This is a genomic window from Streptomyces sp. NPDC085946, from assembly GCF_044540485.1.
Lineage (GTDB): Bacteria > Actinomycetota > Actinomycetes > Streptomycetales > Streptomycetaceae > Streptomyces.
The window spans coordinates 30964-51563 of sequence record NZ_JBITSF010000035.1 but is presented as its reverse complement, the minus strand read 5'-3'; the positions used below and the strand labels follow the sequence as shown (position 1 = coordinate 51563).

Below are 20600 nucleotides of genomic sequence, written 5' to 3'. Positions count from 1 at the left end.
CCGGCCGGCGGCTGCGGGTGGCCGCGCGGCCGGCACGGGGCCGGTACGGCGCGGCGCGGGCACGGTCTTCCGCCTTGTTTTTCAGGCCGGCTGGGCGTCGTTTCGGCCGGAGGCGCGCAGGGCGTCTTTCAGCCGGGCGTTCTCTTGTTCCAGTTCGTCCATGCGCCGGCGCAGAGGGCGCAGGGTCTCCTCCAGTTCGGCGGCGGTGTAGCGGGGTTCGATGTGCTGGGGGCAGTTCCAGTCGTAGGCCTCGACGGTGATCAGGACGATCCGTTCGACCGCGGCGCGGTAGTCGCCGGGCACCGGCGGGCCGGCGTCCTGGGGCCATTCGGCCACGGGGGCGGTGCGGGCCCGGCCGAGGATCTTCAGCCGGGTCCGGGAGGGATAGTCCATGAGCAGCAGTGCCACTCTGTCGTCGGAGTCGAGGTTTCCGGTGGTGATGTACTGCTTGTTGCCGCGGTAGTCGGCGAAGGCGAGGGTGGTGTCGTCCAGGGGGCGCAGGAAGCCCGGCGGGCCTCCGCGGTGCTGGACGTAGGGCCAGCCCGAGGAGCTGGTGGAGGCCAGGTAGAAGCTGGTGCGGGTGGCGGCGAAGAGTGCTTCGTCCTCGGTCAGCCGGTCGGGGTCGGCCGGGCCCGCGGTCATGTGGGCGTAGTTGCGGCGGCTGCCGTGGCGTTCCTGGTGGAGCTGGGCTGCCGGGGTGAACAGCAGTTGGCCGTATCGGCTTGTCATGGGTGCGGCCTACCACCAGTAGGTGGGGTAGCGGGCGGTCTTGCCGCTGCGTCCGGCGACGATGCCGACGCCGACCAGGATCAGTGTGGCCAGCAGCAGGAGCAGCAGGAAGACGGCCGTGGGCGGCTGGGTGAGGACCACGATGACGGCTGTCGCGGCGGCCGGGGAGTGGGGGGCCCGGGCCAGTGCCATCGCGCCGATGGCCAGGCCGCCGGCGACCGCGGCGGTCCAGTAGGAGCTGCCGCCGACCGCCAGGCAGGCGAAGCCGACCAGGGCGGAGATGAGCTGGCCGCCGATGACGCTGCGCGGCTGGGCCAGGGGCAGGGCCGGCGCGGCGAAGACCAGGGCGGCGCTCGCGGCCAGCGGCGGGACGAGCACGGTCTGGTCGAGGACGGTGCCGACGACGACGAGCAGGACCAGGGCCACGACGCCGGCCAGGGTGGCGACCGAGATGGCGGACGTCGCGGCGCGGGCGGGGGCCTTGCCCGTCAGCGTGGCGGCGAAGCGCCGGGCGGGGGCGAGCCCGGTGACCGGGGTTTCGGACACTGTGGTTCCTTCCTCAGAGCCAAGTTAATGGTTGGAGCTTATATGCATGCATTAGCTCTGTGGGGGGAGTTGGGAAGAGTCGAGGAAAGGAAAGACGGTGCGATGGGCGAGAGCAGCAAGCAGGAGCGGCACGGCACGGCGGTGGAGGGACTGCCGCTGTCCGGCGAGCCGTTGCCGCTGGACCTGGTGAACACCACGTACATCAGGGGCGGGTTGCGCGGACAGTTCCTCGACGCGCTCACCACCCCCGCCGACCTGGACGCGTGGCTGGCCGCGCACCGGCAGGAGTTCAGTTCCGCGCTGGCGTCGGCCCTCGCGGGCGCGGCGCCCGCGCGGGCGGCCGATGTGCGGGCCTTCGTGGAGCTGCGGCAGGCGCTGCGCGGGCTGGCCCATGCGCTGACCTCGCAGCTGGCCGCGGATCCGGGGCATGTGGCGGTGGTGAACGCCGCGGCCCGTTCGGCGGCCCGGTGGCGGGAGCTGACGCCGGGCCCGCCCGTGGCCTCGGTGCCGCGGTGGCTGGAGAGCGACCCGCACCGGGTGGCGCTGGGAGAGGTGGCGGTGGCGGCCGTGTCGCTCTTCTCCGGGGACCTGGCCGGACGCATCCGGGCGTGCGCGGCGCCCGGGTGCATCCTGTACTTCGTCAAGAGCCATGCGCGCCGCGCCTGGTGCACGGCGGGCTGCGGGAACCGGGTACGGGTCGCCCGGCACAACCGCCGGGCCCGTGAGGGCGGCGCCGCGGACGGCCGGCCCGGGCCGTGAGGGCCCGGGCCGGCCTGCCGTGCGGGGTGCGCGGGGGTCAGCCCAGCAGGGTGGCGGCCACCTGGTCGGAGACCTTGTAGCCCAGGGTGAGCGCGGCCTGGTTGTCCCACTCGAAGTGGACGCCGATGTACTTGCGGCTGTCGGCCTTCTCCTTGGCGGCGCCGCTCAGGCTGGTGAAGGAGCGCTTGACTCCCGCGGCCAGCGGGTCGTCGGTGCCTCCGGTCCAGGAGAGGTTGTCGGTGCCGAAGTAGTGGCGCACGATGCCGGCCCAGGCGGCGGCGACACCGGAGTGGCCGGAGACGTAGGTGGGGAAGTTCGGGCTGAAGCTGTTGCCCGCGGTGTCCTGCTCCTCCGGCTCCCACGTCGGGTCGGCGACGATGCCCGGGTTGGGCACCTCAGCGGCGCGCCGGATCGCGTCCGCCGGACGCCACACGTCCCAGTCGCTCTGGTACTTGGAGTCCCAGATGGCTATCGCGGCGTCCGCGAGGGCCACCGAGGTCGCGGCGAAGAGCTTGGCGCTCTCGTAGGAGGTGCCGTAGGGCCGGTACTTGCGGAAGATCACGACCGTGTGGTCGTACTGCTGGCCGACCGGCTTGTAGGTGCCGTCCAGGTCGTTGGCCCAGTAGTGCGCGATCTGGGTCTGCTCGGCGGTGCGCGCGGTGGAGTTCTTGCCGCCGATCCGCTTGATCTCGTTGACCTGCTCGGCGTACTGCGGGCTCTTGAGCAGTTCCTCGGCGGAGGAGAAGCCGCCGATGGTGCCGGGGCGGAACTGCGAGCCGGAGGTGAGGGCGAAGGGCTTGACCTTGCCCCAGTTGGGGGCACCCGCGGGCTTGCCGGCGGCGGGCTGCCAGTGGCCGGGGGCGGTGTTGGCCACGTACGGGGTGGCGTCGGCGGAGCCGTCGTTGGCCCGGTTGGCGATGATGGCCTGGGCGGTCTTGATGCCCAGCAGGCGGCCGCGCTCGCGCTGGGTGGCGCTGGCGTTGTTCGGCATGGCCAGCGCCGTCTGGAGCTTGGCGTCCAGGCTGGCGGCCGGGTAGGCCGGGAAGGCGTCCTTGAGGGCCGTGTAGGCCGCGTAGTCGATCGCGGTGTTCAGCGCGGCGTACTGGCCGGCGGCCGAGGCGTCCTTGGTGAGGTACGGCTTGCCGATGGTGCGGATGGAGTTGACGGCGTCGTAGATCGCCAGGTCCATCATCGCCCCGCCCCGGCTGAGGGGGCCGGGGGTGCCGCCCCTGTGGCGGAACAGGTCCATGAGCGCGGTGTTCCAGTACAGGACGTGGTCGTTGGTGCCACGCGCGTTCTCCAGGACGCTGGCCTCGGTGGTGGGGTCCACCACCTCGTCGCTCGCCGCGACGGCCTGGGAGGGGGCGAGGGTGGCCAGGGAGGCCAGGGCCACGCCGGCCACGGTGCAACGGATTAAGGTCCTGCCCTGACGTGCTGTGCGGAACATGAGGTCATCCCTGTCTGTCGGCGCCCTGGCGGACCTGAAGCGGGTGCGTGCCACGGCGGTTCCTTCTCGCCATGGAACGTATTGCGCCGACGAGGCCTGTAACCGATGGGTTCACAGATGCCAGTTATCGGGAAGTCCGATGCGCCCGGTTCGGATGACAGGTTCATCAAAGGATCATTTCCGCCTAATGGCACGGGGCATCTCAGTCGTTAGAGTGTTTCCCGGCAGGGCGGCTTCGACCCGGCCTGCCGGCGGGCGTAGTGGCGGGCCACCCGGGCCCGGTTGCCGCATCCGGTCGAACACCAGGCGCGTCGGGAGCGCGCGTGGTCGAAGAAGAAGACGCATCCCGGCGCCTCGCAGGCCCTCGGTTCCACCCCCGAGGTGCCCGCGAGCAGCCCGATCAGGGCGTGCGCGATCTCGGCCTGCACCATCACCAGGGGCGGGGCGGTACAGATCTCCAGGGCCGAGGGCCTGGTCCCCTCGGCCCAGAGCAGCTGGGGCCAGGGACGGCCCACGCTGGACACCCGGTTGACCAGGGCCACGTCCCAGGGGTGCGGGGAGCACTGGTGGACGTAGGAGTCGAGCAGGCGGCGGGTGGCCTGGCGCAGCAGGACGAAGTGTTCGATGTCGAAGGGCGTGATGGCGTGCAGGGCGTGGTCCGGGAGGGGGGTGGTCATGCGGTCGCGGCAGGCGTTCAGCCACCAGGCCAGCTGCTCGGGGGTGCCGAGGCCGTCGTGCAGTTCCCCGCGGACCGGCAGGACGGTGTTGGCGAACTCCAGCGGCAGGGGCTCTCCGTGGATCGGGGGGACGCCGGCGGGTGCGGGGGTGTGGGCTTCGAGGGGCATGTCGGTCCTCATCGGGGGTCGGGAGCGGGGGCGGGGCGGGGAGACTTGTCGCCGGAACGGGCACATGGTTAGATCATCGAACTAACGCCTGAACGGTACGTGTACCGTTAGTATGGCAGTGGGGCGGCGGAGGTTCCCCGGGGGGAGCCGGATTGTCGGGAACTGATCGATCTCCAGGGCTTCGCAAGACGTGCCTCGGAAAGCCGCGGCCGCACCCGCCCAGCGTGACAGCAGATATGTTTTGGGGGAAACGTGTCGTTAGATATTGCTCTCTATCAGCTCAGAACTTTCCGTGAAGTGGCCCGTCTGGGCAGCTTCACGAAGGCCGCCCGCAGTCTCGGGTACGCGCAGTCGAGTGTGACATCCCACATTCGGTCCCTGGAATCCCGGGTCGGCATGCAGCTGGTGCACCGCCTGCCGCACGGTGTCCGCCTGACGCATTCCGGGGAGATTTTTCAGAAATACGCGCAGCAGATCTTCCACGTGGTCGACGAGATGGCCACCGCCCTCAATCCGTCGGGCGAGACGGAAGGCCGCGTCACGGTCGGCGCCTCCGCGCTGCTGCTGGAGAGCCGGATCGGTCCGCTGATCCGCGACTGCCGCTACCGCTACCCCAAGGTCCAGGTCTCCCCGCGCCAGCTGGCGATCAGCCGGGCCCAGGAGGCGGTGCGCAGCGGCGAGGTCGACCTGGCCCTGGTGCACGGCGAGTGCGCCCTCGGCGAGGCGCCGGCCGCCGGCATCGTGGTCGAGCAGCTCCCCGATCTGGAAGTGGTGCCGGTCGCCTCGGCGGCGCTGCTGGAGTCCCCCCTGCTGCCGGCGGCGCTGGCCTCGCTGCGGGTACTCGCGGTCGACCCCGACTGCGAGTCGCACCAGGTGCTGGTGGCGGCCCTGCGGCGGGAGCACGGCGTGGAGCCGGCCGTCATCGAGGCGGGCTCCCTGGGCGGCGCGCGCGAACTGGCCCGCGCCGGCTACGGCATCGCGATGCTCCCCGCGGAGTCGGTGGGGCAGTCGGAGGAGAGCAGCGGCCTGGTGGTGGTGCCGGGGCTGCCGCACCTGCGGCTGAGCGTGCGCGCCCTGTGGGCGGGGGCGGAGTCCACGCGCTCGGCGGTGACCGCCGTCTGTCACGTGGCGGCCCGGGTGGGCCGCGAGAAGGCCGCCCTGCCGGCCTGATCACGCGCCGCAAAGGCGCCTCTTTGAATTCCCTTCCAGGGCGGGCGGACGAAAAAGCGGATCATCCGCGCTCCGTCCCGCCCGCCTTTTTCCGTGCCGCCGCCGGGGCGAATGACGGCCCTGCCCATCGGAAAAACAAATACCCGGTATCGGCTGTTTTGAAGAACCATTCGGAATCGGTCCGCATAGCCTTTCCATGACAAATGAAGGATGTCACCGGCGGGTTGGGCGATCTCGGCACGCCGGCGAAGGAGAGGCAGATCAGTGTCCGACATCGCTTATATCCCGAACGCGTTCCGTAGCGGGTTCGAGCTCGACGAGCTGGACTGGGTGCCGTGGGCGGAGCCCGGCCGGGTCGGCGTGGAGCACCACGTCCTGTGGGCGCCCGACGCGGCCACGGACGAGGACTCGGTGGGTCTGCTGCTGCGCTTCCCCCCGGGTGCGCACGGCGACTTCCACGAGCACCTGGGCTACGAGCTGATGCTGGTCCTGGACGGGGTCCTGGACCACAGCGACGGCATCTCCTACGTCAAGGGAGACCTCGTCGTGGAGGGGCCCGGCACCGAGCACCAGATGTCCAGCCGTACCGGATGCACCGTGCTGGCCATCCGTACCCGGCCGGCCGCCGCCCGCACCCCGCAGAAGCCGGTGCGTCCCGTCGGCGTCACCGCGGCCCCCTGACCGGCGGGCCGGGGCGGTCCTCATGCCCTGACCGGCCGCCCCGCCCGTCCCCTGCCGCTGCTCCCCCGCGACGGAAACGCCCCGGTCGGCGTTCCGTCCTTGCGACGTGCCGTCACCCGCGCCGAACCGAAAGAGTCCGCCTTGTCCACCTATCCCTTACAGCCACTGCAGAGCCGTCGGCAGGACGTGCCGGCACCCGGCACCGGGACCGGCACGCAGCGCCGGGGCCAGCGTGTGCTCGTCTCCAGCGTCTCCTCCGACTCCCACACCTGGAACCTCGTCTTCCTCCAGCTGCTGCTGGAGGAGATGGGCCACGAGGTGACGAACATCGGTTCGTGCGTGCCCGACGAGCTGCTGATCGAGGAGTGCCGGCGTGTGCGGCCCGACCTCGTGGTCATCAGCAGCGTCAACGGCCACGGGGCGCTCGACGGCGCCCGTGCCGTGCGCCGGCTGCGCGACGAGCCGGACCTGCGCGGCCTGCGCGTCGTCATCGGCGGCAAGCTGGGGGTGACCGGGGCCGAAGCCGGCACCTACGGACCGGAGTTGCTGGCCGCCGGTTTCGACGCGGTCTTCGAGGACGCGGCCGGGGTCAACGACTTCCGCGCCTACCTCGAGCAGGCCGGCGCGCCCGCCGTCACCGCCTCGGGTGCCCGGTGAACGCGCCGGTGGCGCTGGGCGCGTTCGCCTCCGCGGTCGCCGCCGCCCGCCGCGCCGGGGAACTCCTCGTGCAGCCCCGCATGGGCTTCGCCGACATCCCCCGCATGCGTGAGGGCCTGCACGCCGTCAAACGCGCCCGGGCCCGCACCGTGGGGACGCTCACCATCGACAGCTACACCCGCGTCGGCGACGACGCCTCCGCCCGGCTCGCGCTGGCCCGGGGCACCGACCTGAACGGCTACCCCATCACGGCCCACGGCGCGGACGTCACCCGCGAGCTCGTCTCCGGGCTGGCCGGCGACGGCTTCGCCGTCCAGGTGCGGCACGGCTCGGCCGATCCGCTCGGCATCATCCGCGCCCTGCTGGACGCCGGGCTGGACGCCACCGAGGGCGGCCCGGTGTCGTACTGCCTGCCCTACAGCAGGACCCCGCTGCGCACCTCGGTCGACGCCTGGGCGCGCAGCTGCGAACTGCTGGCCTCCCGCCCGGGCGCGCACCTGGAGAGCTTCGGCGGCTGCATGCTCGGCCAGCTGTGCCCGCCGGCCCTGCTCGTCGCCCTCTCCGTGCTGGAGGGCGTCTTCTTCCGCCAGCACGGGCTGCGCAGCATCTCGCTGAGCTACGCCCAGCAGACCCACCACGGCCAGGACGTGGAGGCCCTGGTGGCGCTGCGCACCCTGGCGGGCGAGTACCTGGCCGGGCTGGACTGGCACGTGGTGCTCTACTCCTACATGGGGGTGTTCCCGCGCACCACCGGCGGTGCGCTGGGGCTGCTGCGCGACAGCGCCCGGCTGGCCGCGCGCACCGGGACCGAGCGCATGATCGTCAAGACGCCGGCCGAGGCCCACCGGATCCCGACCATCCAGGACAACATCCACGCCCTGGAGGAGGCCGCGCTGTCCGCGGCCGCGCACCGGGGCGAACACGCGGTGCCGGACGGGGAGTTCGGCGTGCTGGCAGATGCCCGGACGCTCGTCGAGGCGGTGCTGGAGCTCCACCCGGACACCGGGCGGGCGCTGACCGAGGCCTTTCGCCGCGGCATCCTCGACGTCCCCTACTGCCTGCACGCCGACAACGCCCAGCGCTCGCGCAGCTACATCGACGCGCGTGGCTCCCTGCAGTGGCACGCCACCGGGTCCATGCCGATCCGGGCGGTGCCCGCGCCGGGCCGTGACCGGCTCAGGGCCGCCGACCTGCTCGGCATGCTCTCGCACACCCAGGAGGCCTTCGACCGGGCGGCGCTGGCGGGCGACGGCGAGCACCCGAGGGGTGCGGCGGCGCTGTCCGGCTGACCTCTTGGCCGGGCCGCGTCCGCCCGGGCCCGCCCGGCCGGGCCCGCACCCCGCCTCGCCGGCACCCGCACCGCGGTCGCCGTGCGTGCCTCCCCTCCTGCCCTCCGCGCGCCCCTGCTCTCCCGGGGCGCCCCTCCCATCTACCTAGGAAGCTCCTGTGCCCGGACAAATATCCGACCCGCGTCCCCTCGTCATCGCCATCGTCGGCAGCGGCCCGCGCGGCCTCTCGGTCCTGGAGCGGCTCGCCGTGCGCACGGCCGCGGAGGCCGAAGCCGCCGCCGCGGCCGGGCGGGCGCCCCGGCCCGTGCGCATCCACCTGATCGACGCCACCGAGGTCGGCGCGGGCCGGGTGTGGCGCACCGACCAGGACGACTGGTTCACCATGAACACGGTCATCAGCCAGGTGACCATGTACTCCGGCGACCCCGACGGCGGGCCGGCCCGGCCCGGGGCCGGCCCGTCCCTGGGGCAGTGGATCGCCGAGCAGAGCGCGCCGGGCCAGGAGCCGCTGGGACCCGACGACTACGCCTCCCGGGTCAGGTACGGGCACTACCTCGCCGATGTCTACCGCACCATCGCCCGCTGGCTGCCCGAGCACGTCGACCTCGCGCCCGTGACCGGGCGGGTCACCGACCTGCGTCCCGCCGACGGCGGCGGCTATCTGCTCACCCTGGATGCCGCCCCGCACCTGCTGGAGGCGGACCGGGTCGTGCTGGCCACCGGTCATCCGTTCAACGCCCCGGACGACTTCGAGCGCGAGATGCTCGACTTCGCCGCCCGCACCCCCGGCACCCGCTACCTGTGCGGTGACTCGGCGGCCGACATGCCGCTGGGCGAGGACAGCATCCCGGCCGGCAGCGCGGTGGGGATCAGGGGCATCGGGCTGTCCTTCTACGACGTGATGCTGTCGCTGACGGTGGGGCGCGGCGGCGCCTTCCACACCGGTGAGGACGGCGTCCTGGTGTACCGGCCCAGCGGCCGCGAGCCCCGTATCGTCGCCGGGTCGCGCAGCGGGCTGCCCATCCCGGCGCGGGGCCGCAACCAGAAGGAGCCGTCCTTCAGCCACAAGGCCCTGTTCCTGACGCGCGAGGCGCTGCTGGCGGCCCGGGCGGCGCGGCGCGCCGCGGGCGGCACCGGGCAGCTGGACTTCGCTAAGGACGTCCTGCCGCTGCTGCTGCAGGAGATCCAGCACGTCTACTACCTCACCCATGTGCGCATCGCCCAGGGTCCGAAGGCCGCGCAGGCGTTCGCCGACCGGCACGCCGAGGCGCTGCGCGCCGGGCGGGAGACGGGGCCGCTGCTGGCGGAGGCGGGGCTGGCGCACGTGCCGCCCGTCGACCTGGACGCCCTGGCCCGGCCGTTCGGCCAGGAGCACTTCGATTCGCCGGAGGAGTTCCGCCGGCAGCTGCTGAAGGTGATGGACGAGGACCTGGCCGCGGCCGCGCTGGGCACCGTGGACGGGCCGCTGAAGTCCGCCCTGGACGTGCTGCGCGACATCCGCAACATGGTCCGCGAGGCGGTCGACTTCGGCGGGCTGCTGCCCGAGTCGCACACCGGGTTCTTCCACCGCCGCTTCCTGCCGGTCAACGCGCTGCTGTCGGCCGGGCCCCCGATGTACCGGGTGGAGCAGTTGCGGACGCTGATCCGGCAGGGGGTGGTCGAGGTGGCCGGCCCCGGCAGCCGTTTCGGCACCGACGAGCGCGCGGGCGCCTTCCGGGTGGACTCGCCGCAGGTGAAGGGGTCGGCGCGGCTGGTCCACACGCTGATCGACGCCCGCATCCCCACCCCCGATCTGCGCCGCGACACCTCCCCGCTGACGCGCCGGCTGCTGGAGGAGGGGATGATCCGCGAGTACGTCATCCAGGGGCCGGGCGGCAGCCGGCACGTCACCGGCGGCCTGGAGGTGACCGACAGCCCCTTCCACGTGGTGGACGCCGACGGGGTGCCGCAGCCCGACCTGTACGCCCTGGGCATCCCCACCGAGCACACCCGCTGGTTCACCCAGGTCGGCAGCAGCCGGCCCGGTGTCTCCACGCTCTTCTACCGCGATGCCGACGCGATCGCCGTGGACGCCCTGCGCCCGCTGCCCGCCCCGGCCCCGGCCCCGGCTCCGGCGCGGGCCGGTGTGGCGGCCGCCCGCCGCGGGGGTGCGGCGTGAGGCGTTCACCGGCGACCGAGGAGTTCCGGGCGGCCCGGGACGTTTTGCTGCTGCACCGCAGTGACCTGTCCAAGGCGGCGGCGGAGTTCCGCTGGCCGCGCCTGAAGGAGTTCAACTGGGCGCTGGACTGGTTCGACACGCTGGCCGACGGGCGGAAACGGGCCGCGCTGCGCCTCGTGGGTGACGGCGGTGTGGCCACCGACCGGGTGATGACCTTCGACGACCTGGCCCGGCGGTCGGACCAGGTCGCCAACTGGCTGCGCTCGCTCGGGGTGCGCCGCGGGGACCCCCTGCTGCTGATGCTGGGCAACCGGGCGGAGGTGTGGGAGACGATGCTCGCCGCCATCAAGCTGGGCGCGGTCGTCATCCCGACGTACACCACGGCGACCCCGGTGGAGCTCGCCGACCGGCTGGGGCGCGGAGGGGCGCGGTTCGTCGTCTGCGAGGCGGCGCTGACCGGGCGGTTCGAGGAGGTGGAGGGCGAGGGGCCGCGCACCTGGAGGGGCATCAGCGTGGGCGGCGAGGCGGACGGCTGGCTGCCCTATGCGTGGTCCCTGGAGGCGGACGGCGACTTCACCCCGGACGGGCCCACCCGCGCGGACGACCCGCTGTTCCGCTACTTCACCTCCGGCACCACCTCCAAGCCGAAGATGGTGGAGCACACCCATGTCAGCTACCCCATAGGCCACCTGTCGGGAATGTACTGGAACGGTGTCAAGCCCGGTGACGTGCACCTGAACATCTCGGCGCCCGGCTGGGCGAAGCATTCTTGGAGTTCCTTCTTCGTCCCCTGGAACGCGGAGGCGACCGTCCTCGCGCTGGACGCCGCGCGCAGCACCCCGGCGGACGTCCTGGAGGTCCTGCGCACCCGTGAGGTGTCGACGTTCTGCGCTCCCCCGACCGTGTGGCGCGGCATGGCGGCGCACGGGCTGGGGCCGCGGCCGGCCCTGCTGCGCGAGGCCGTCGCGGCGGGCGAGCCGCTGGAGCCGTCCCTGGTGGAGCTGGTGCGCACGCAGTGGGGCGTGGACCTGCGGGACGGCTACGGGCAGACCGAGACCACCGGCCAGATCGGCAATCCGCCCGGCCGCGCCCCCGCGGCGGGCAGCATGGGGTTCGCGCTGCCCGGCCACTCGGTGGTCCTGCTCGATCCGGAGACCGGCCGGAAGGTCGCCGACGGCAGCCCCGGGGAGATCTGCCTGGACCTGGCAAACCCGCCGCTGGGCCTGATGCGCGGTTACGTCGGCGACCCGGAGCGCACGGCCAAGGTCCTGGCCGGCGGCTACTACCACACCGGTGATCTGGCGGTCCGCGCGGCGGACGGGTCTTTCACGTATCTGTCGCGCGCCGACGACATGTTCAAGGCGTTCGACCACCGCATCTCGCCCCGCGAGCTGGAGGACGTGCTGCTGCGGGATGCGGCCGTGGCCGACGCGGCGGTCGTCCCGGTCCCCGACCCGGTGGGGCTGTGGGCGCCCAAGGCCTTCGTGGTCCCGGCGCCGGGGCACCCGGCGGGCCCGCAGACCGCGCAGCGGGTGCTGGCGCGGGTGCGCGCCGAGCTGCCGCCCGAGAAGTGGGTGCGGGTGCTGGAGTTCACAAACTGCCTGCCCCGTACCACCTCGGGCAAGGTCCGCCGCGCCGAGCTGAGGGACCGGGCGGCGGGTGACGTGGAGTTCCGCATCGACCCGCCACCGGCGGACTGACGGCCCCGCGAAAAGGGGGGCGTGCTGCAGGAGAAGGCCTGACCGCGGCGGTCAGGCCTTCTTCTGGCGTGCGTAGTGGCGTTGGGCCTTGGCCCGGTTCCCGCAGCCGGCCATCGAGCACCAGCGGCGCGTGCCGTTCTTGGACACGTCGTAGAAGTGCAGGATGCACTGGGGGTTGCCGCACGAGCGGATCCGGTCGGGCCGTTCGGCCAGCAGCCGCAGGTAGTCCTCGGCCGCCCGCCAGGCGGGCAGCCAGGAGGGGCTGTCCACCTCGACGAAGGTGTCGGGGCCGTCGGGGCGCAGCAGGTGTCCCCTGCGGCCGTGCGCGAGGACGGCGTTGAGGGCCCGGACGGCGTCGGCGTCCGGGTGCCGGGGGTCGGCGACCGCCTTGTCCAGGGCGGCGCGCGCCTGGAGCAGCCGCTCCAGCGTGTCGTGGTCCGCCGGGGCCGGTATGCCACCGAGGGCCCGGCTCACCAGGGGGCCGGCGAGCCAGGTCGCCAGCCCGTCGAGCGAGTCCAGCAGGTCGTGGCGGCCGGCGGAGTCGATCCAGCGGGTGTTGAGCAGGTCGATGCCCAGCGGCTCGTCGGTCAAGGGGCGGGGGTCGGCCCCCGGAGTTGGCGGCACGGTGCGGCGTCCTTCCTTCGCGGTGACGGCGGAATCACCCACCCACCATAACCGGTCATCGATTGATCATCGGTTGACACCCCGTCTTCCTAACTCCTAAAGTTGCTTTCAGCGGTTGCGAGACGGGCTCGTGACGATGAGTGAAGGCATGTGATGCACCATGGCTAAGGCGAAGACCCTGCAGACCGGTCACGTGGGAGTGAACGTCACCGATCTCGAGCGTTCCCTCGCCTTCTACCGCGCCGTCTTCGACTTCGAGGTGGTGGCGGAGGGCAAGGAGGAGGACCGCCGCTGGGCGTTCCTCGGCCGGGACAACCGGATGCTCGTGGCGCTGTGGCAGCAGAGCACGGGCTCCTTCCCCACCGACCGGCCGGGGCTGCACCACCTGTCCTTCCAGGTGGAGACCGTCGAGGAGGTCAAGGCCACCGAAGAGGTGCTGCGCGGCCTGGGCGCGCAGTTCCACTACGACGGTGTCGTCCCCCACGGCGAGAACGGCACCTCCGGCGGCATCTTCTTCACCGACCCCGACGGCATCCGCCTGGAGATCTACGCGCCCACGGGTGCCGACCCGGCCGACGCCCCCACCCCCGGCGCCCCCACCTGCGGCTTCTTCTAAGAAGCCCTCCCCCTTCCGCCGGGGTGCCGACACCCCCGGCCCGGCGCCCCGGCGGAGGGCAGGACGACCGCACGCCAGCACGCCCGGAAAGGACAGGCCGTGGCCACGTATCACAGCGGCGAGATCGCGGTGCAGGAACGCGCCGGCCTCGCCAGGCAGGCGGAGTTCTCGCTCGGCGGGATCGGCGAGAGCATCCCGCCCGTCGCGAAGGACTTCCTCGCCCAGCAGCCGCTGATCGTGCTGGGCGGCGCCGACCACGACGGCCGCATCTGGGCCACCCAGCTGACCGGCGAGCCCGGGTTCCTGCGGGTGCCCGACCCCCGCACCCTCCTGGTCGACGCCCTGCCCCTGCCGGAGGACCCGCTGGCACAGACCCTGAACGGCGCATCGGCCGCCCGGATCGGGATGATCGCCATCGAGCCCGCCACCCGGCGCCGGATGCGCATCAACGGCCGGGCCCGCCGCGAGGGCGACGGCCTGCGCGTCGACCTCGACCAGGTCATCGCCAACTGCCCCAAATACCTGCAGAAACGCGACCACCACCGGGCCGGGCCGCAGGAGAGCACCGCGCGGCGCACCGTCACCGACGCCACCGCGCTCGACCCGGCCCAGCAGCAGGCGGTGCGCGCCGCCGACACCTTCTTCGTCGCCACCGCCTCCGACCGCGGCGACGCCGACGCCTCCCACCGCGGCGGCAACCCCGGCTTCGTCCAGGTGCTCTCCCCCACCCTGCTGCGCTGGCCCGACTACGTCGGCAACGCCATGTTCCTGACCCTGGGCAACCTGCTGCTCAACGCGTCGGCCGGCCTGCTGGTCCCGGACTGGCAGACGGGCACCACCCTGCACCTGTCCGGCACCGCGCGCACCGTGTGGGACGCCGAGGAGATCGCCAAGGTGCCCGGCGCGCAGCGCCTGGTGGAGTTCTCCGTCGAAGCCGTACGGGAGATCACCGCCGCCTCCCCGCTGCGCTGGACCAGCCCCGGCTACTCGCGCTTCAACCCCCCGGCCGGCTGACATCCGCACCGCGCCGCACCCCACGCACCGACGACCACCACCGCACCCCTACGGAGCGACCATGCAGATCACCGTGGACATGAACCTGTGCGAAAGCCACGGACAGTGCGTCTTCGCGGCGCCGGAGATCTTCTCCTTCGACGACGAGGACTACCTCGTGTACGAGGCCGCCCCGTCCGACGCGCTGCTCGACAAGGCCCACAAGGCCGCGGCCGTCTGCCCGGTGCGCGCCATCACCCTCTCCCCGGCCGCCTCATGAGCACCGGCGACCACCGCGAACTGGTCGTCGTGGGCGCCTCGCTCGCCGGCCTGCGGGCGGCCCAGACCCTGCGCGAGCAGGGTTTCACCGGCCCCCTGACCCTCGTGGGCGACGAACCCCACCCCCCCTACGACCGGCCCCCGCTGTCCAAGCAGGTCCTGACCGCCCCCGACCGGCCCCCCGGCATCGACCTGCCCGTACCACGCGACCTGCGGGCCCGCTGGCTGCTGGGCCGGGCCGCCGTCGGCCTGGACCCCACCGCCCGCACCCTCACCCTGGCCGACGGCACCCGCCTGCCCTACGACGGACTGGTCATCGCCACCGGATCGGCCGCCCGCGGCTGGCCGGCCACCCGGCCCGCACCCCCGGCCGGCGTGCTCACCCTGCGCGGCCGGGACGACGCACTCGCCCTGCGGACCGCACTGGCCGCGGGCGGCCGGCTCGTCGTGATCGGCGCCGGATTCCTCGGCGGCGAGATCGCCGCCGCCGCCCAGGAACGCGGACTGCAGGTCACCCTCGTCGAAGCCGCGGCCCAGCCCCTGCAGCGCGCCATCGGCACCACCGCGGGCGCCTACATCGCCGCCCTGCACCGCCAGGCCGGCATCGACGTACGCACCGGCACCACCGTCGAGGACTTCCTGACCGGAACCGACGGCCGGCTCACCGGCGTCCGCCTCTCCGACGGCACCACCCTCCACGCCCACACCGCGGTCCTGGCCCTGGGCGCAGTGCCCGCGGCCGACTGGCTGGCCGGCTCCGGCCTGGCCCACGACGGCGGCGTCCACTGCGACCCCCACCTGCGCGCCCTGCGCACCGACGGCTCACCCCTGCCCGACGTGGTGGCGGCCGGCGACGTGGCACGCGTACCACAGCCACTGGCCGACGGCGAACCCCTGACCCTGGGCCACTGGACCAACGCCGTCGAACAGGGCGCCGCGGCCGCCGCCACCCTGCTGGCCGGACACAACCCGCACCAAACCCCCCAGCCGTTCACCGCCGTGCCCTCCTTCTGGTCGGACCTGCACGGCGCCAGGATCCGCTCGGTCGGCCTGCCCGCCGCCGCCGACCAGACCCGGATCGTCGAACACGACCTGACAGGCCGCCGACTGGAGATCAGCTACCACCGCGCAGGCCGCCTGGTCGGAGCACTGACCATCGGACGGACCGGACGACTGGCCCCCTACCGCACCGCACTGCAAGAACACCTCACCTCCACGACAGCCGCGAAAACACCCGCCGCCACGTGAAAAAGCCGAGCGGAGCGGACCGTACCGACATCCCCCGGGTACGGACCGCTCCGCTCCCCCCACCCCCCCGCAACACCCCCCGGGGGGGCTTTTCGCATTCCCCGACACAACGACCCCCACACCCCCGGAAAAGGACGCGGAAAAAAGACGCGAAAAAGGACGATAAAAGGACCCGGAAGAAGAGAGGAAAAGGGCGCGAAAAAGGGCGAGAAAAGGACACTGAAAAGGGCAAGAAGAGGGCGTGGAAAAGGTTCCGCCGCGTCCTTGCCGGACGCGGCGGAACCAAGATGCACAACCGGGCTCACAGAGCCGTCAGTCGAAGTCGCAGTACTTCGGCGCCTCACGCTCGTAACGCAGCGGAGTACCCTTGGGCTTGAGATAGGTCAGGTGCAGCTCCACCGGCTCGCTGCCCTCGTTCACACCGTTCAACGGAACACTGCCCTGCTTGATGAAGGAGGTGCCGGCCGGGAAGACCTCCTCGGTGCAGTCCGCGTTCCTCCGCACGATCGTGCCCTTCTGCACCGTGAGAACCACCAGACCCGGATGGATGTGCCAACCGGTGTCACCACCAGGCTGGATCGTCAACGTCTGCTCCACCACATCCGTCACATTCCTCACCTTCAGATCATGAGGCGCGACGAACCGACCCTCGGCCGTGGTCACGGCAGTCAGATCATGCGCCGGACTCGCCGTGGCCACCGACGCCACACCCGCCAACACCACCGCCACGGCACTGGCCGCCAAAAACCCGCTCCGACCCGACAGACCGATCCGCTTCATCCTCAATCCCTCCCTGAGCACCCGCTACCACGGATACCGACGACCAATACCTGCGAAAAGAATCCTAAAAAGAAACCGAGAACACCCGCAAGACCCCACCCCATTCACCTGCCCGATCAGGCAATCAGAAAACCGAATACCAGGACACAACCCAAAGACCCGACAAAAAAAGACCAGCCACCACCGAACCGACCACCAACCCAGACACCCCCCTCAAAACAGCCATACCGACACAGCAAGCAGACCGGAAACCTCCCGACCCGCCATCAAACGCCCACCCACGAAACCCACCACACCAACAAAGCGGAAGACATCCCGATACCGACGAGGACTGATGCCGCTGCATGGGTTGGGGACGGCCTGTGAAGGCCGCCCCCACGTGGATCTCTGTGCGGCATGTCGAAAAGCGGTGTCTCAGCCGACGGTCGCGGGCTAGCAGTGAACCGGCCACCGCCGTCCCTTCACGCGGCCGCGTCACAGCACGGGTGAACGGCACCGCCTCGAAGATCAGTCGAGGAGCGCGGTCGCTTCGACCTCGACGAGAACATCCGGCTCGAAGAGATGGTCAACGCCGATGAGGGAGGCCGGTGGCATGGGGAGCGGGAGCCCGATCTCGTCGGCGACGGCCTCCACACCGCTCATGAAATCGCCGATCTTCTCCGGGCTCCACCGGGTCACGTAGAACGTCAGTCGCAGCACATCCGCGAACGACGCGCCCGCGCCCGCCAGCCCGACGGAGGTGTTGCGCAGCGCCTGGGCGACCTGCCCGGCCAGATCGCCGGGCGCGACCGGAGTTCCGTCGGCTTGGCGTGCGATCTGCCCGCTGACGTGGACGTGCTTCGTCCCGGTGCCCACGGCGACGTGGTGGTACGGGGTCGGCTGCAGCATGCCTTCCGGCGTGAAGTGCTGAACAGTCATGGTCCTGCCTCCTCCAAAGTAGGTATCCGTAAGCTACTTAGTGGAAGAAGGACACTTCAACGAGACCAGGTTTCGCCATGGATACCGACGACGAACTCCTCATCGACGCCCCGCACCGCGAACTGCTCGACCAGATCCTCGACAAGTGGTCGCTCAGCGTCCTCAACGAACTCTGCGAACGCCCGTGCCGCTTCAACGAACTGCGCCGGGCCATCCCCCAGGTCACCCAGAAGTCGCTGACCGCGACGCTCCGGCGACTCGAACGCAACGGTGTGATCGAGCGCGAGGTCGTCTCCACCCGCCCTGTCGCGGTCATGTACCGGATCACGCCCCTCGGCAAGACCCTTCGGCGCCCCATCGACGTGTTGCTGGCCTGGGCCTCACAGAACATGCCCGCAGTCGAACGCGCACGCAGCAACTTCGACAGGCAGGAAGAAGTTGACCTTTGAGAGGACCACGCGCAGGGGAAACCGGCGGCCGGCCTCCCCCACAGCGGGGGAACCTCATCGGCGCAGCTTCGATGTCAGCGGCTGATCAGTCAGGGCTGGTGCGCGTCCGGCCGGGTGGTACGGATGGCGCGGGCAAGACCGCGGGCGTGGGCGGACTCCCTAGCCTGAGATCTTCAGGGCCACCGCCGGCAAAAAGAGACACCACCGAAGGCGACCCGGGCGGCACAGTCGTGGTGGAGTTCACGGACGGCGGCGGCCGGGACTGTGCGATCTCCAGTTGCGCCGGGGGGCGACCTGAAGAGCAGCGCGGGGTCGCTGTCCGCTAAGCGCACTGGTGAGCAGGCAAACCCGGCCGTCCTCAAGGACGGTGAGTCGGTGGCTTTCGGCATCACCTACCCGATCAGTTCGCCGGATTCATCGGGATGAGCAACCCGACCACCTGGACGATGAGCGTCCGGCCGCCGCCGTCGCCGCCTGTGTGGTCCGGGTGACGACCGCCCCACGGTCCTGGCACCGCTCGGCCACCAGGCCCGGCGGCCGCCTCGTATCCTGAACCGTGTGCTGCCGAATGTCGATATCGAGGGTGAGGCACTGAGCAGGCGTGCCCCGGCCCGCGCGACCGGGCCCGACACACCGGTGCGGCAACTCCCCGCCGGTCAGGGCTGAACCGGCCATGACGAAACCGGGTGACCGTGGTCCGCGATCACACGGTGCGTGGTCACGGGAAGCGGCGATCACGGCCACGGCGTTCGCGTTCTGTCTGCTCGGCGGGGTGATACAGGTCGACGACACGCTGTCAGCGCCGCCTGCCTCCGCCTACGTCATCGCCCTGGTGTCCTGTGCCGTGCTGCCCGTGCGGCACCGGGCACCCCTGGCCGCTCTGGCGGCCACGACCGCGGCCGGCGTGCTGGTGTCGCCCCTGCACCTCCTGCTCACCCCGCTCATCGTGGCCCCCGCCGTGATCACCGCCTACTCCTACTCGCTCGCCGCGCGCACCGAACGGCGCGCGGCGAGCGCGGTGTTGCTCACGTCCGCGGCCTTGGTCGCCTCCATCCCCTTGTTCGGGGACTTCTCGTGGAAGGACGCGAGCAGGATGGCGGTGGTGGCGGTGTTCCCGCCGGTGGCCGGCGTACTGGGTCACTCGGTGCGCAACCGACGGGCCTACCTGGCGGCCGTGGAGGAGCGGGCCCGGCGGGCCGAGGAGAGCCGGGACAGCGAGGCACGCCGGAGAGTGGCCGAGGAGCGGGTGCGCATCGCCCGGGAACTGCACGACCTCGTGGCTCATCAGATCACCCTGGCCAACGCGCAGGCCACGGTCGCCGCCCACTTCTTCGACACCCGCCCGGAGCAGACCCGCAAGAGCCTGGCGGAGCTCGTCGAGACCACTGCCGGCGCGCTCGATGACCTGCGGGCCACGGTCGGTCTGCTGCGTCAGTCCGGGGACGCGGCCGCGCCCGCCGAACCGGCGCCCGGGCTGTCCCGGCTTCCTGCGCTCCTGGAGTCCTTTCGTCGCGCAGGGCTGCAGGTGTCGGTGCACCAGGAGGGCACGGCCAGGCCGCTGCCGCCGGGAGTCGACCTCACCGCCTACCGCATCGTCCAGGAGGCCCTGACCAACGTGACCAAACACGCCGGCACCGGTCACGCTCGGGTGCGCCTCGTCTGGAACCGCGATCGCGTGGCCATCACCGTCGCCGACGACGGGAAGGGCTCCCGTACGGCGCCGGCCGCGCCCCCGGGACCGAGTGTGTCCACCGTGCCGGACCGTCCGCCCGGTTACGGTCTGATCGGGATGCGTGAACGTGCCACCGCGGTCGGGGGACACCTCTCCGCGGGCAGCCGCCCGGAAGGCGGTTTCCTCGTCTCCGCCCACCTGCCCCTCCCGCCCGCCAAGGACACGACGCGAAGAGCCGACGGAGCGACAACCATCGAGGGACGAATGCCCGACGCGGTGACAGGCGACGAACGGACGGGCGACGGAAAGACCGGGGAAGCGCCGTGACGCTCAGGGTACTGCTCGCCGACGACCAGGCCCTGCTGCGCGGTGCCTTCCGCATGCTCCTCGACAGCACTGACGACATCACCGTGGTCGGCGAGGCCGCCGACGGCAGGCAGGCGGTGAGACTCACTCGGGAGTTGCGCCCGGACGTGGTGGTCATGGACATCCGCATGCCCGAGGTGGACGGGCTCACCGCCACCTCGGAGATCTGCGCGGACCCGGAACTGCGGGCCACCCGCATCCTGATCCTCACCACCTACGAGACCGACGAGTACGTCGCCCAGGCCCTGCGCGCGGGGGCCGGCGGCTTCATCGGCAAAGGCATCGGGGCCGAGGACCTGGCGGACGCCGTGCGTACGATCGCCGACGGCGACACCCTCCTGTCCCCCGCCGCCACCCGCTCCCTGGTCGCCCGTTTCCTGGCCACACCGGAGGCAGCCCCGCCACGCCACCACGAGCGGCTCGCCGTCCTCACCCCGCGCGAACGCGAGATGGTGGCTCTGGTCGCGACCGGCCTGTCCAACCAGGAGATCGCCGAGCGGATGTTCCTCAGCCCTTTCACCGTCCGCGCCCACGTGCAGCGCGCCATGACGAAGCTGGGGGCCCGCGACCGGGCGCAGCTCGTCGTCATCGCCTACCGGACGGGCCTGGCCCACGTCGGCCCCGACGGCGGCACGGACCGCCTGCCGTAGTCCGCCACTTCACTTCGCGCGGCC

General features: G+C 71.9%; 21 protein-coding genes. 14 read left to right on the top strand and 7 right to left on the bottom strand.

Going from position 1 to position 20600, the window contains the following annotated elements; translation table 11 throughout:
- Nucleotides 1–81 precede the first annotated feature (81 nt).
- Both ACIF8T_RS37300 and ACIF8T_RS37295 read right to left on the bottom strand, forming a co-directional pair.
- Entirely contained in the window at nt 82–729 is a 648-nt protein-coding gene (locus tag ACIF8T_RS37300; RefSeq protein ID WP_400041534.1) for a pyridoxamine 5'-phosphate oxidase family protein, read from the bottom strand.
- 9 nt (nt 730–738) lie between these two features.
- Entirely contained in the window at nt 739–1275 is a 537-nt protein-coding gene (locus ACIF8T_RS37295) for an HPP family protein (protein WP_400041532.1), read from the bottom strand.
- A 102-nt stretch (nt 1276–1377) separates the two neighbouring features.
- Here ACIF8T_RS37295 and ACIF8T_RS37290 point away from each other — a divergent pair, with 102 nt between their 5' ends.
- Nucleotides 1378–2034, top strand: a complete 657-nt coding sequence (locus tag ACIF8T_RS37290; protein ID WP_400041530.1) for a CGNR zinc finger domain-containing protein — start codon at nt 1378–1380, stop codon at nt 2032–2034.
- A 37-nt stretch (nt 2035–2071) separates the two neighbouring features.
- On the opposite strand, the gene ACIF8T_RS37285 is transcribed toward ACIF8T_RS37290, so the two are convergent.
- Complete coding sequence (locus ACIF8T_RS37285) at nt 2072–3427, bottom strand: vanadium-dependent haloperoxidase (protein ID WP_400041528.1); 1356 nt, start codon at nt 3425–3427, stop codon at nt 2072–2074.
- Between the two features lie 263 nt (nt 3428–3690).
- Complete coding sequence (locus tag ACIF8T_RS37280; RefSeq protein WP_400041526.1) at nt 3691–4326, bottom strand: CGNR zinc finger domain-containing protein; 636 nt, start codon at nt 4324–4326, stop codon at nt 3691–3693.
- A 252-nt stretch (nt 4327–4578) separates the two neighbouring features.
- Here ACIF8T_RS37280 and ACIF8T_RS37275 point away from each other — a divergent pair, with 252 nt between their 5' ends.
- From ACIF8T_RS37275 to ACIF8T_RS37250, 6 genes are all read left to right on the top strand, one after another.
- On the top strand, nt 4579–5496 hold the full coding sequence (locus tag ACIF8T_RS37275; protein ID WP_400041524.1) for a LysR family transcriptional regulator: 918 nt from the start codon (nt 4579–4581) through the stop codon (nt 5494–5496).
- 264 nt (nt 5497–5760) lie between these two features.
- Nucleotides 5761–6177: a cupin domain-containing protein gene (locus tag ACIF8T_RS37270; protein WP_400041523.1), complete on the top strand. Its 417-nt coding sequence runs from the start codon at nt 5761–5763 to the stop codon at nt 6175–6177.
- 141 nt (nt 6178–6318) lie between these two features.
- A complete protein-coding gene (locus ACIF8T_RS37265; protein ID WP_400041522.1) occupies nt 6319–6834 on the top strand; it encodes a cobalamin B12-binding domain-containing protein in 516 nt (171 codons plus the stop codon).
- The gene (locus ACIF8T_RS37260; RefSeq protein ID WP_400041520.1) at nt 6831–8123 is read left to right on the top strand and encodes a methylaspartate mutase; all 1293 of its coding nucleotides are present in this window, start codon (nt 6831–6833) and stop codon (nt 8121–8123) included. The genes ACIF8T_RS37265 and ACIF8T_RS37260 overlap by 4 nt, the downstream gene beginning before the upstream one ends.
- 157 nt (nt 8124–8280) lie before the next feature.
- Nucleotides 8281–10281 (top strand): FAD/NAD(P)-binding protein, encoded by a 2001-nt coding sequence (locus ACIF8T_RS37255; RefSeq protein WP_400041519.1) that lies wholly within the window; start codon nt 8281–8283, stop codon nt 10279–10281.
- The gene (locus ACIF8T_RS37250) at nt 10278–11981 is read left to right on the top strand and encodes an AMP-binding protein (RefSeq protein ID WP_400041517.1); all 1704 of its coding nucleotides are present in this window, start codon (nt 10278–10280) and stop codon (nt 11979–11981) included. The genes ACIF8T_RS37255 and ACIF8T_RS37250 overlap by 4 nt, the downstream gene beginning before the upstream one ends.
- A gap of 51 nt (nt 11982–12032) precedes the next feature.
- On the opposite strand, the gene ACIF8T_RS37245 is transcribed toward ACIF8T_RS37250, so the two are convergent.
- On the bottom strand, nt 12033–12605 hold the full coding sequence (locus ACIF8T_RS37245; RefSeq protein WP_400041515.1) for a CGNR zinc finger domain-containing protein: 573 nt from the start codon (nt 12603–12605) through the stop codon (nt 12033–12035).
- Nucleotides 12606–12765: 160 nt separating this feature from the next.
- Between ACIF8T_RS37245 and ACIF8T_RS37240 the strand changes: the two genes are divergently transcribed.
- From ACIF8T_RS37240 to ACIF8T_RS37225, 4 genes are all read left to right on the top strand, one after another.
- A complete protein-coding gene (locus ACIF8T_RS37240) occupies nt 12766–13221 on the top strand; it encodes a VOC family protein (protein ID WP_400041513.1) in 456 nt (151 codons plus the stop codon).
- Nucleotides 13222–13320: 99 nt separating this feature from the next.
- Nucleotides 13321–14235: a pyridoxamine 5'-phosphate oxidase family protein gene (locus tag ACIF8T_RS37235; RefSeq protein WP_400041511.1), complete on the top strand. Its 915-nt coding sequence runs from the start codon at nt 13321–13323 to the stop codon at nt 14233–14235.
- 61 nt (nt 14236–14296) lie between these two features.
- A complete protein-coding gene (locus ACIF8T_RS37230) occupies nt 14297–14494 on the top strand; it encodes a ferredoxin (RefSeq protein ID WP_400041509.1) in 198 nt (65 codons plus the stop codon).
- Nucleotides 14491–15741 (top strand): NAD(P)/FAD-dependent oxidoreductase, encoded by a 1251-nt coding sequence (locus ACIF8T_RS37225; RefSeq protein WP_400041508.1) that lies wholly within the window; start codon nt 14491–14493, stop codon nt 15739–15741. The genes ACIF8T_RS37230 and ACIF8T_RS37225 overlap by 4 nt, the downstream gene beginning before the upstream one ends.
- A 312-nt stretch (nt 15742–16053) precedes the next feature.
- Here ACIF8T_RS37225 and ACIF8T_RS37220 read toward each other — a convergent pair whose 3' ends face one another.
- Nucleotides 16054–16521 carry a cupin domain-containing protein gene (locus tag ACIF8T_RS37220; protein ID WP_400041506.1) on the bottom strand — a complete coding sequence of 156 codons (468 nt, stop codon included), beginning with the start codon at nt 16519–16521 and terminating at the stop codon, nt 16054–16056.
- Between the two features lie 507 nt (nt 16522–17028).
- A complete protein-coding gene (locus tag ACIF8T_RS37215) occupies nt 17029–17439 on the bottom strand; it encodes a RidA family protein (RefSeq protein WP_400041505.1) in 411 nt (136 codons plus the stop codon).
- Nucleotides 17440–17516: 77 nt separating this feature from the next.
- On the opposite strand from ACIF8T_RS37215, the gene ACIF8T_RS37210 reads away from it, so the two are divergent.
- The 3 genes from ACIF8T_RS37210 (at nt 17517) to ACIF8T_RS37200 (ending at nt 20576) form a co-directional block, all read left to right on the top strand.
- On the top strand, nt 17517–17888 hold the full coding sequence (locus ACIF8T_RS37210; protein WP_400041503.1) for a winged helix-turn-helix transcriptional regulator: 372 nt from the start codon (nt 17517–17519) through the stop codon (nt 17886–17888).
- A gap of 673 nt (nt 17889–18561) precedes the next feature.
- A complete protein-coding gene (locus tag ACIF8T_RS37205) occupies nt 18562–19887 on the top strand; it encodes a sensor histidine kinase (protein ID WP_400041501.1) in 1326 nt (441 codons plus the stop codon).
- Entirely contained in the window at nt 19884–20576 is a 693-nt protein-coding gene (locus tag ACIF8T_RS37200; RefSeq protein WP_400041499.1) for a response regulator, read from the top strand. Before ACIF8T_RS37205 ends, ACIF8T_RS37200 begins: the two co-directional genes overlap by 4 nt.
- The last annotated feature ends 24 nt before the right edge of the window (nt 20577–20600 follow it).

Bases quoted from the DNA above. Each gene is read 5' to 3' on its own strand.
- ACIF8T_RS37300 (WP_400041534.1), bottom strand. From the start codon at position 729: ATGACAAGCCGATACGGCCAACTGCTGTTCACCCCGGCAGCCCAGCTC.
- ACIF8T_RS37290 (WP_400041530.1), top strand. From the start codon at position 1,378: ATGGGCGAGAGCAGCAAGCAGGAGCGGCACGGCACGGCGGTGGAGGGA.
- ACIF8T_RS37280 (WP_400041526.1), bottom strand. From the start codon at position 4,326: ATGCCCCTCGAAGCCCACACCCCCGCACCCGCCGGCGTCCCCCCGATC.
- ACIF8T_RS37240 (WP_400041513.1), top strand. From the start codon at position 12,766: ATGGCTAAGGCGAAGACCCTGCAGACCGGTCACGTGGGAGTGAACGTC.
- ACIF8T_RS37230 (WP_400041509.1), top strand. From the start codon at position 14,297: ATGCAGATCACCGTGGACATGAACCTGTGCGAAAGCCACGGACAGTGC.
- ACIF8T_RS37225 (WP_400041508.1), top strand. From the start codon at position 14,491: ATGAGCACCGGCGACCACCGCGAACTGGTCGTCGTGGGCGCCTCGCTC.
- ACIF8T_RS37220 (WP_400041506.1), bottom strand. From the start codon at position 16,521: ATGAAGCGGATCGGTCTGTCGGGTCGGAGCGGGTTTTTGGCGGCCAGT.
- ACIF8T_RS37215 (WP_400041505.1), bottom strand. From the start codon at position 17,439: ATGACTGTTCAGCACTTCACGCCGGAAGGCATGCTGCAGCCGACCCCG.
- ACIF8T_RS37210 (WP_400041503.1), top strand. From the start codon at position 17,517: ATGGATACCGACGACGAACTCCTCATCGACGCCCCGCACCGCGAACTG.
- ACIF8T_RS37205 (WP_400041501.1), top strand. From the start codon at position 18,562: ATGACGAAACCGGGTGACCGTGGTCCGCGATCACACGGTGCGTGGTCA.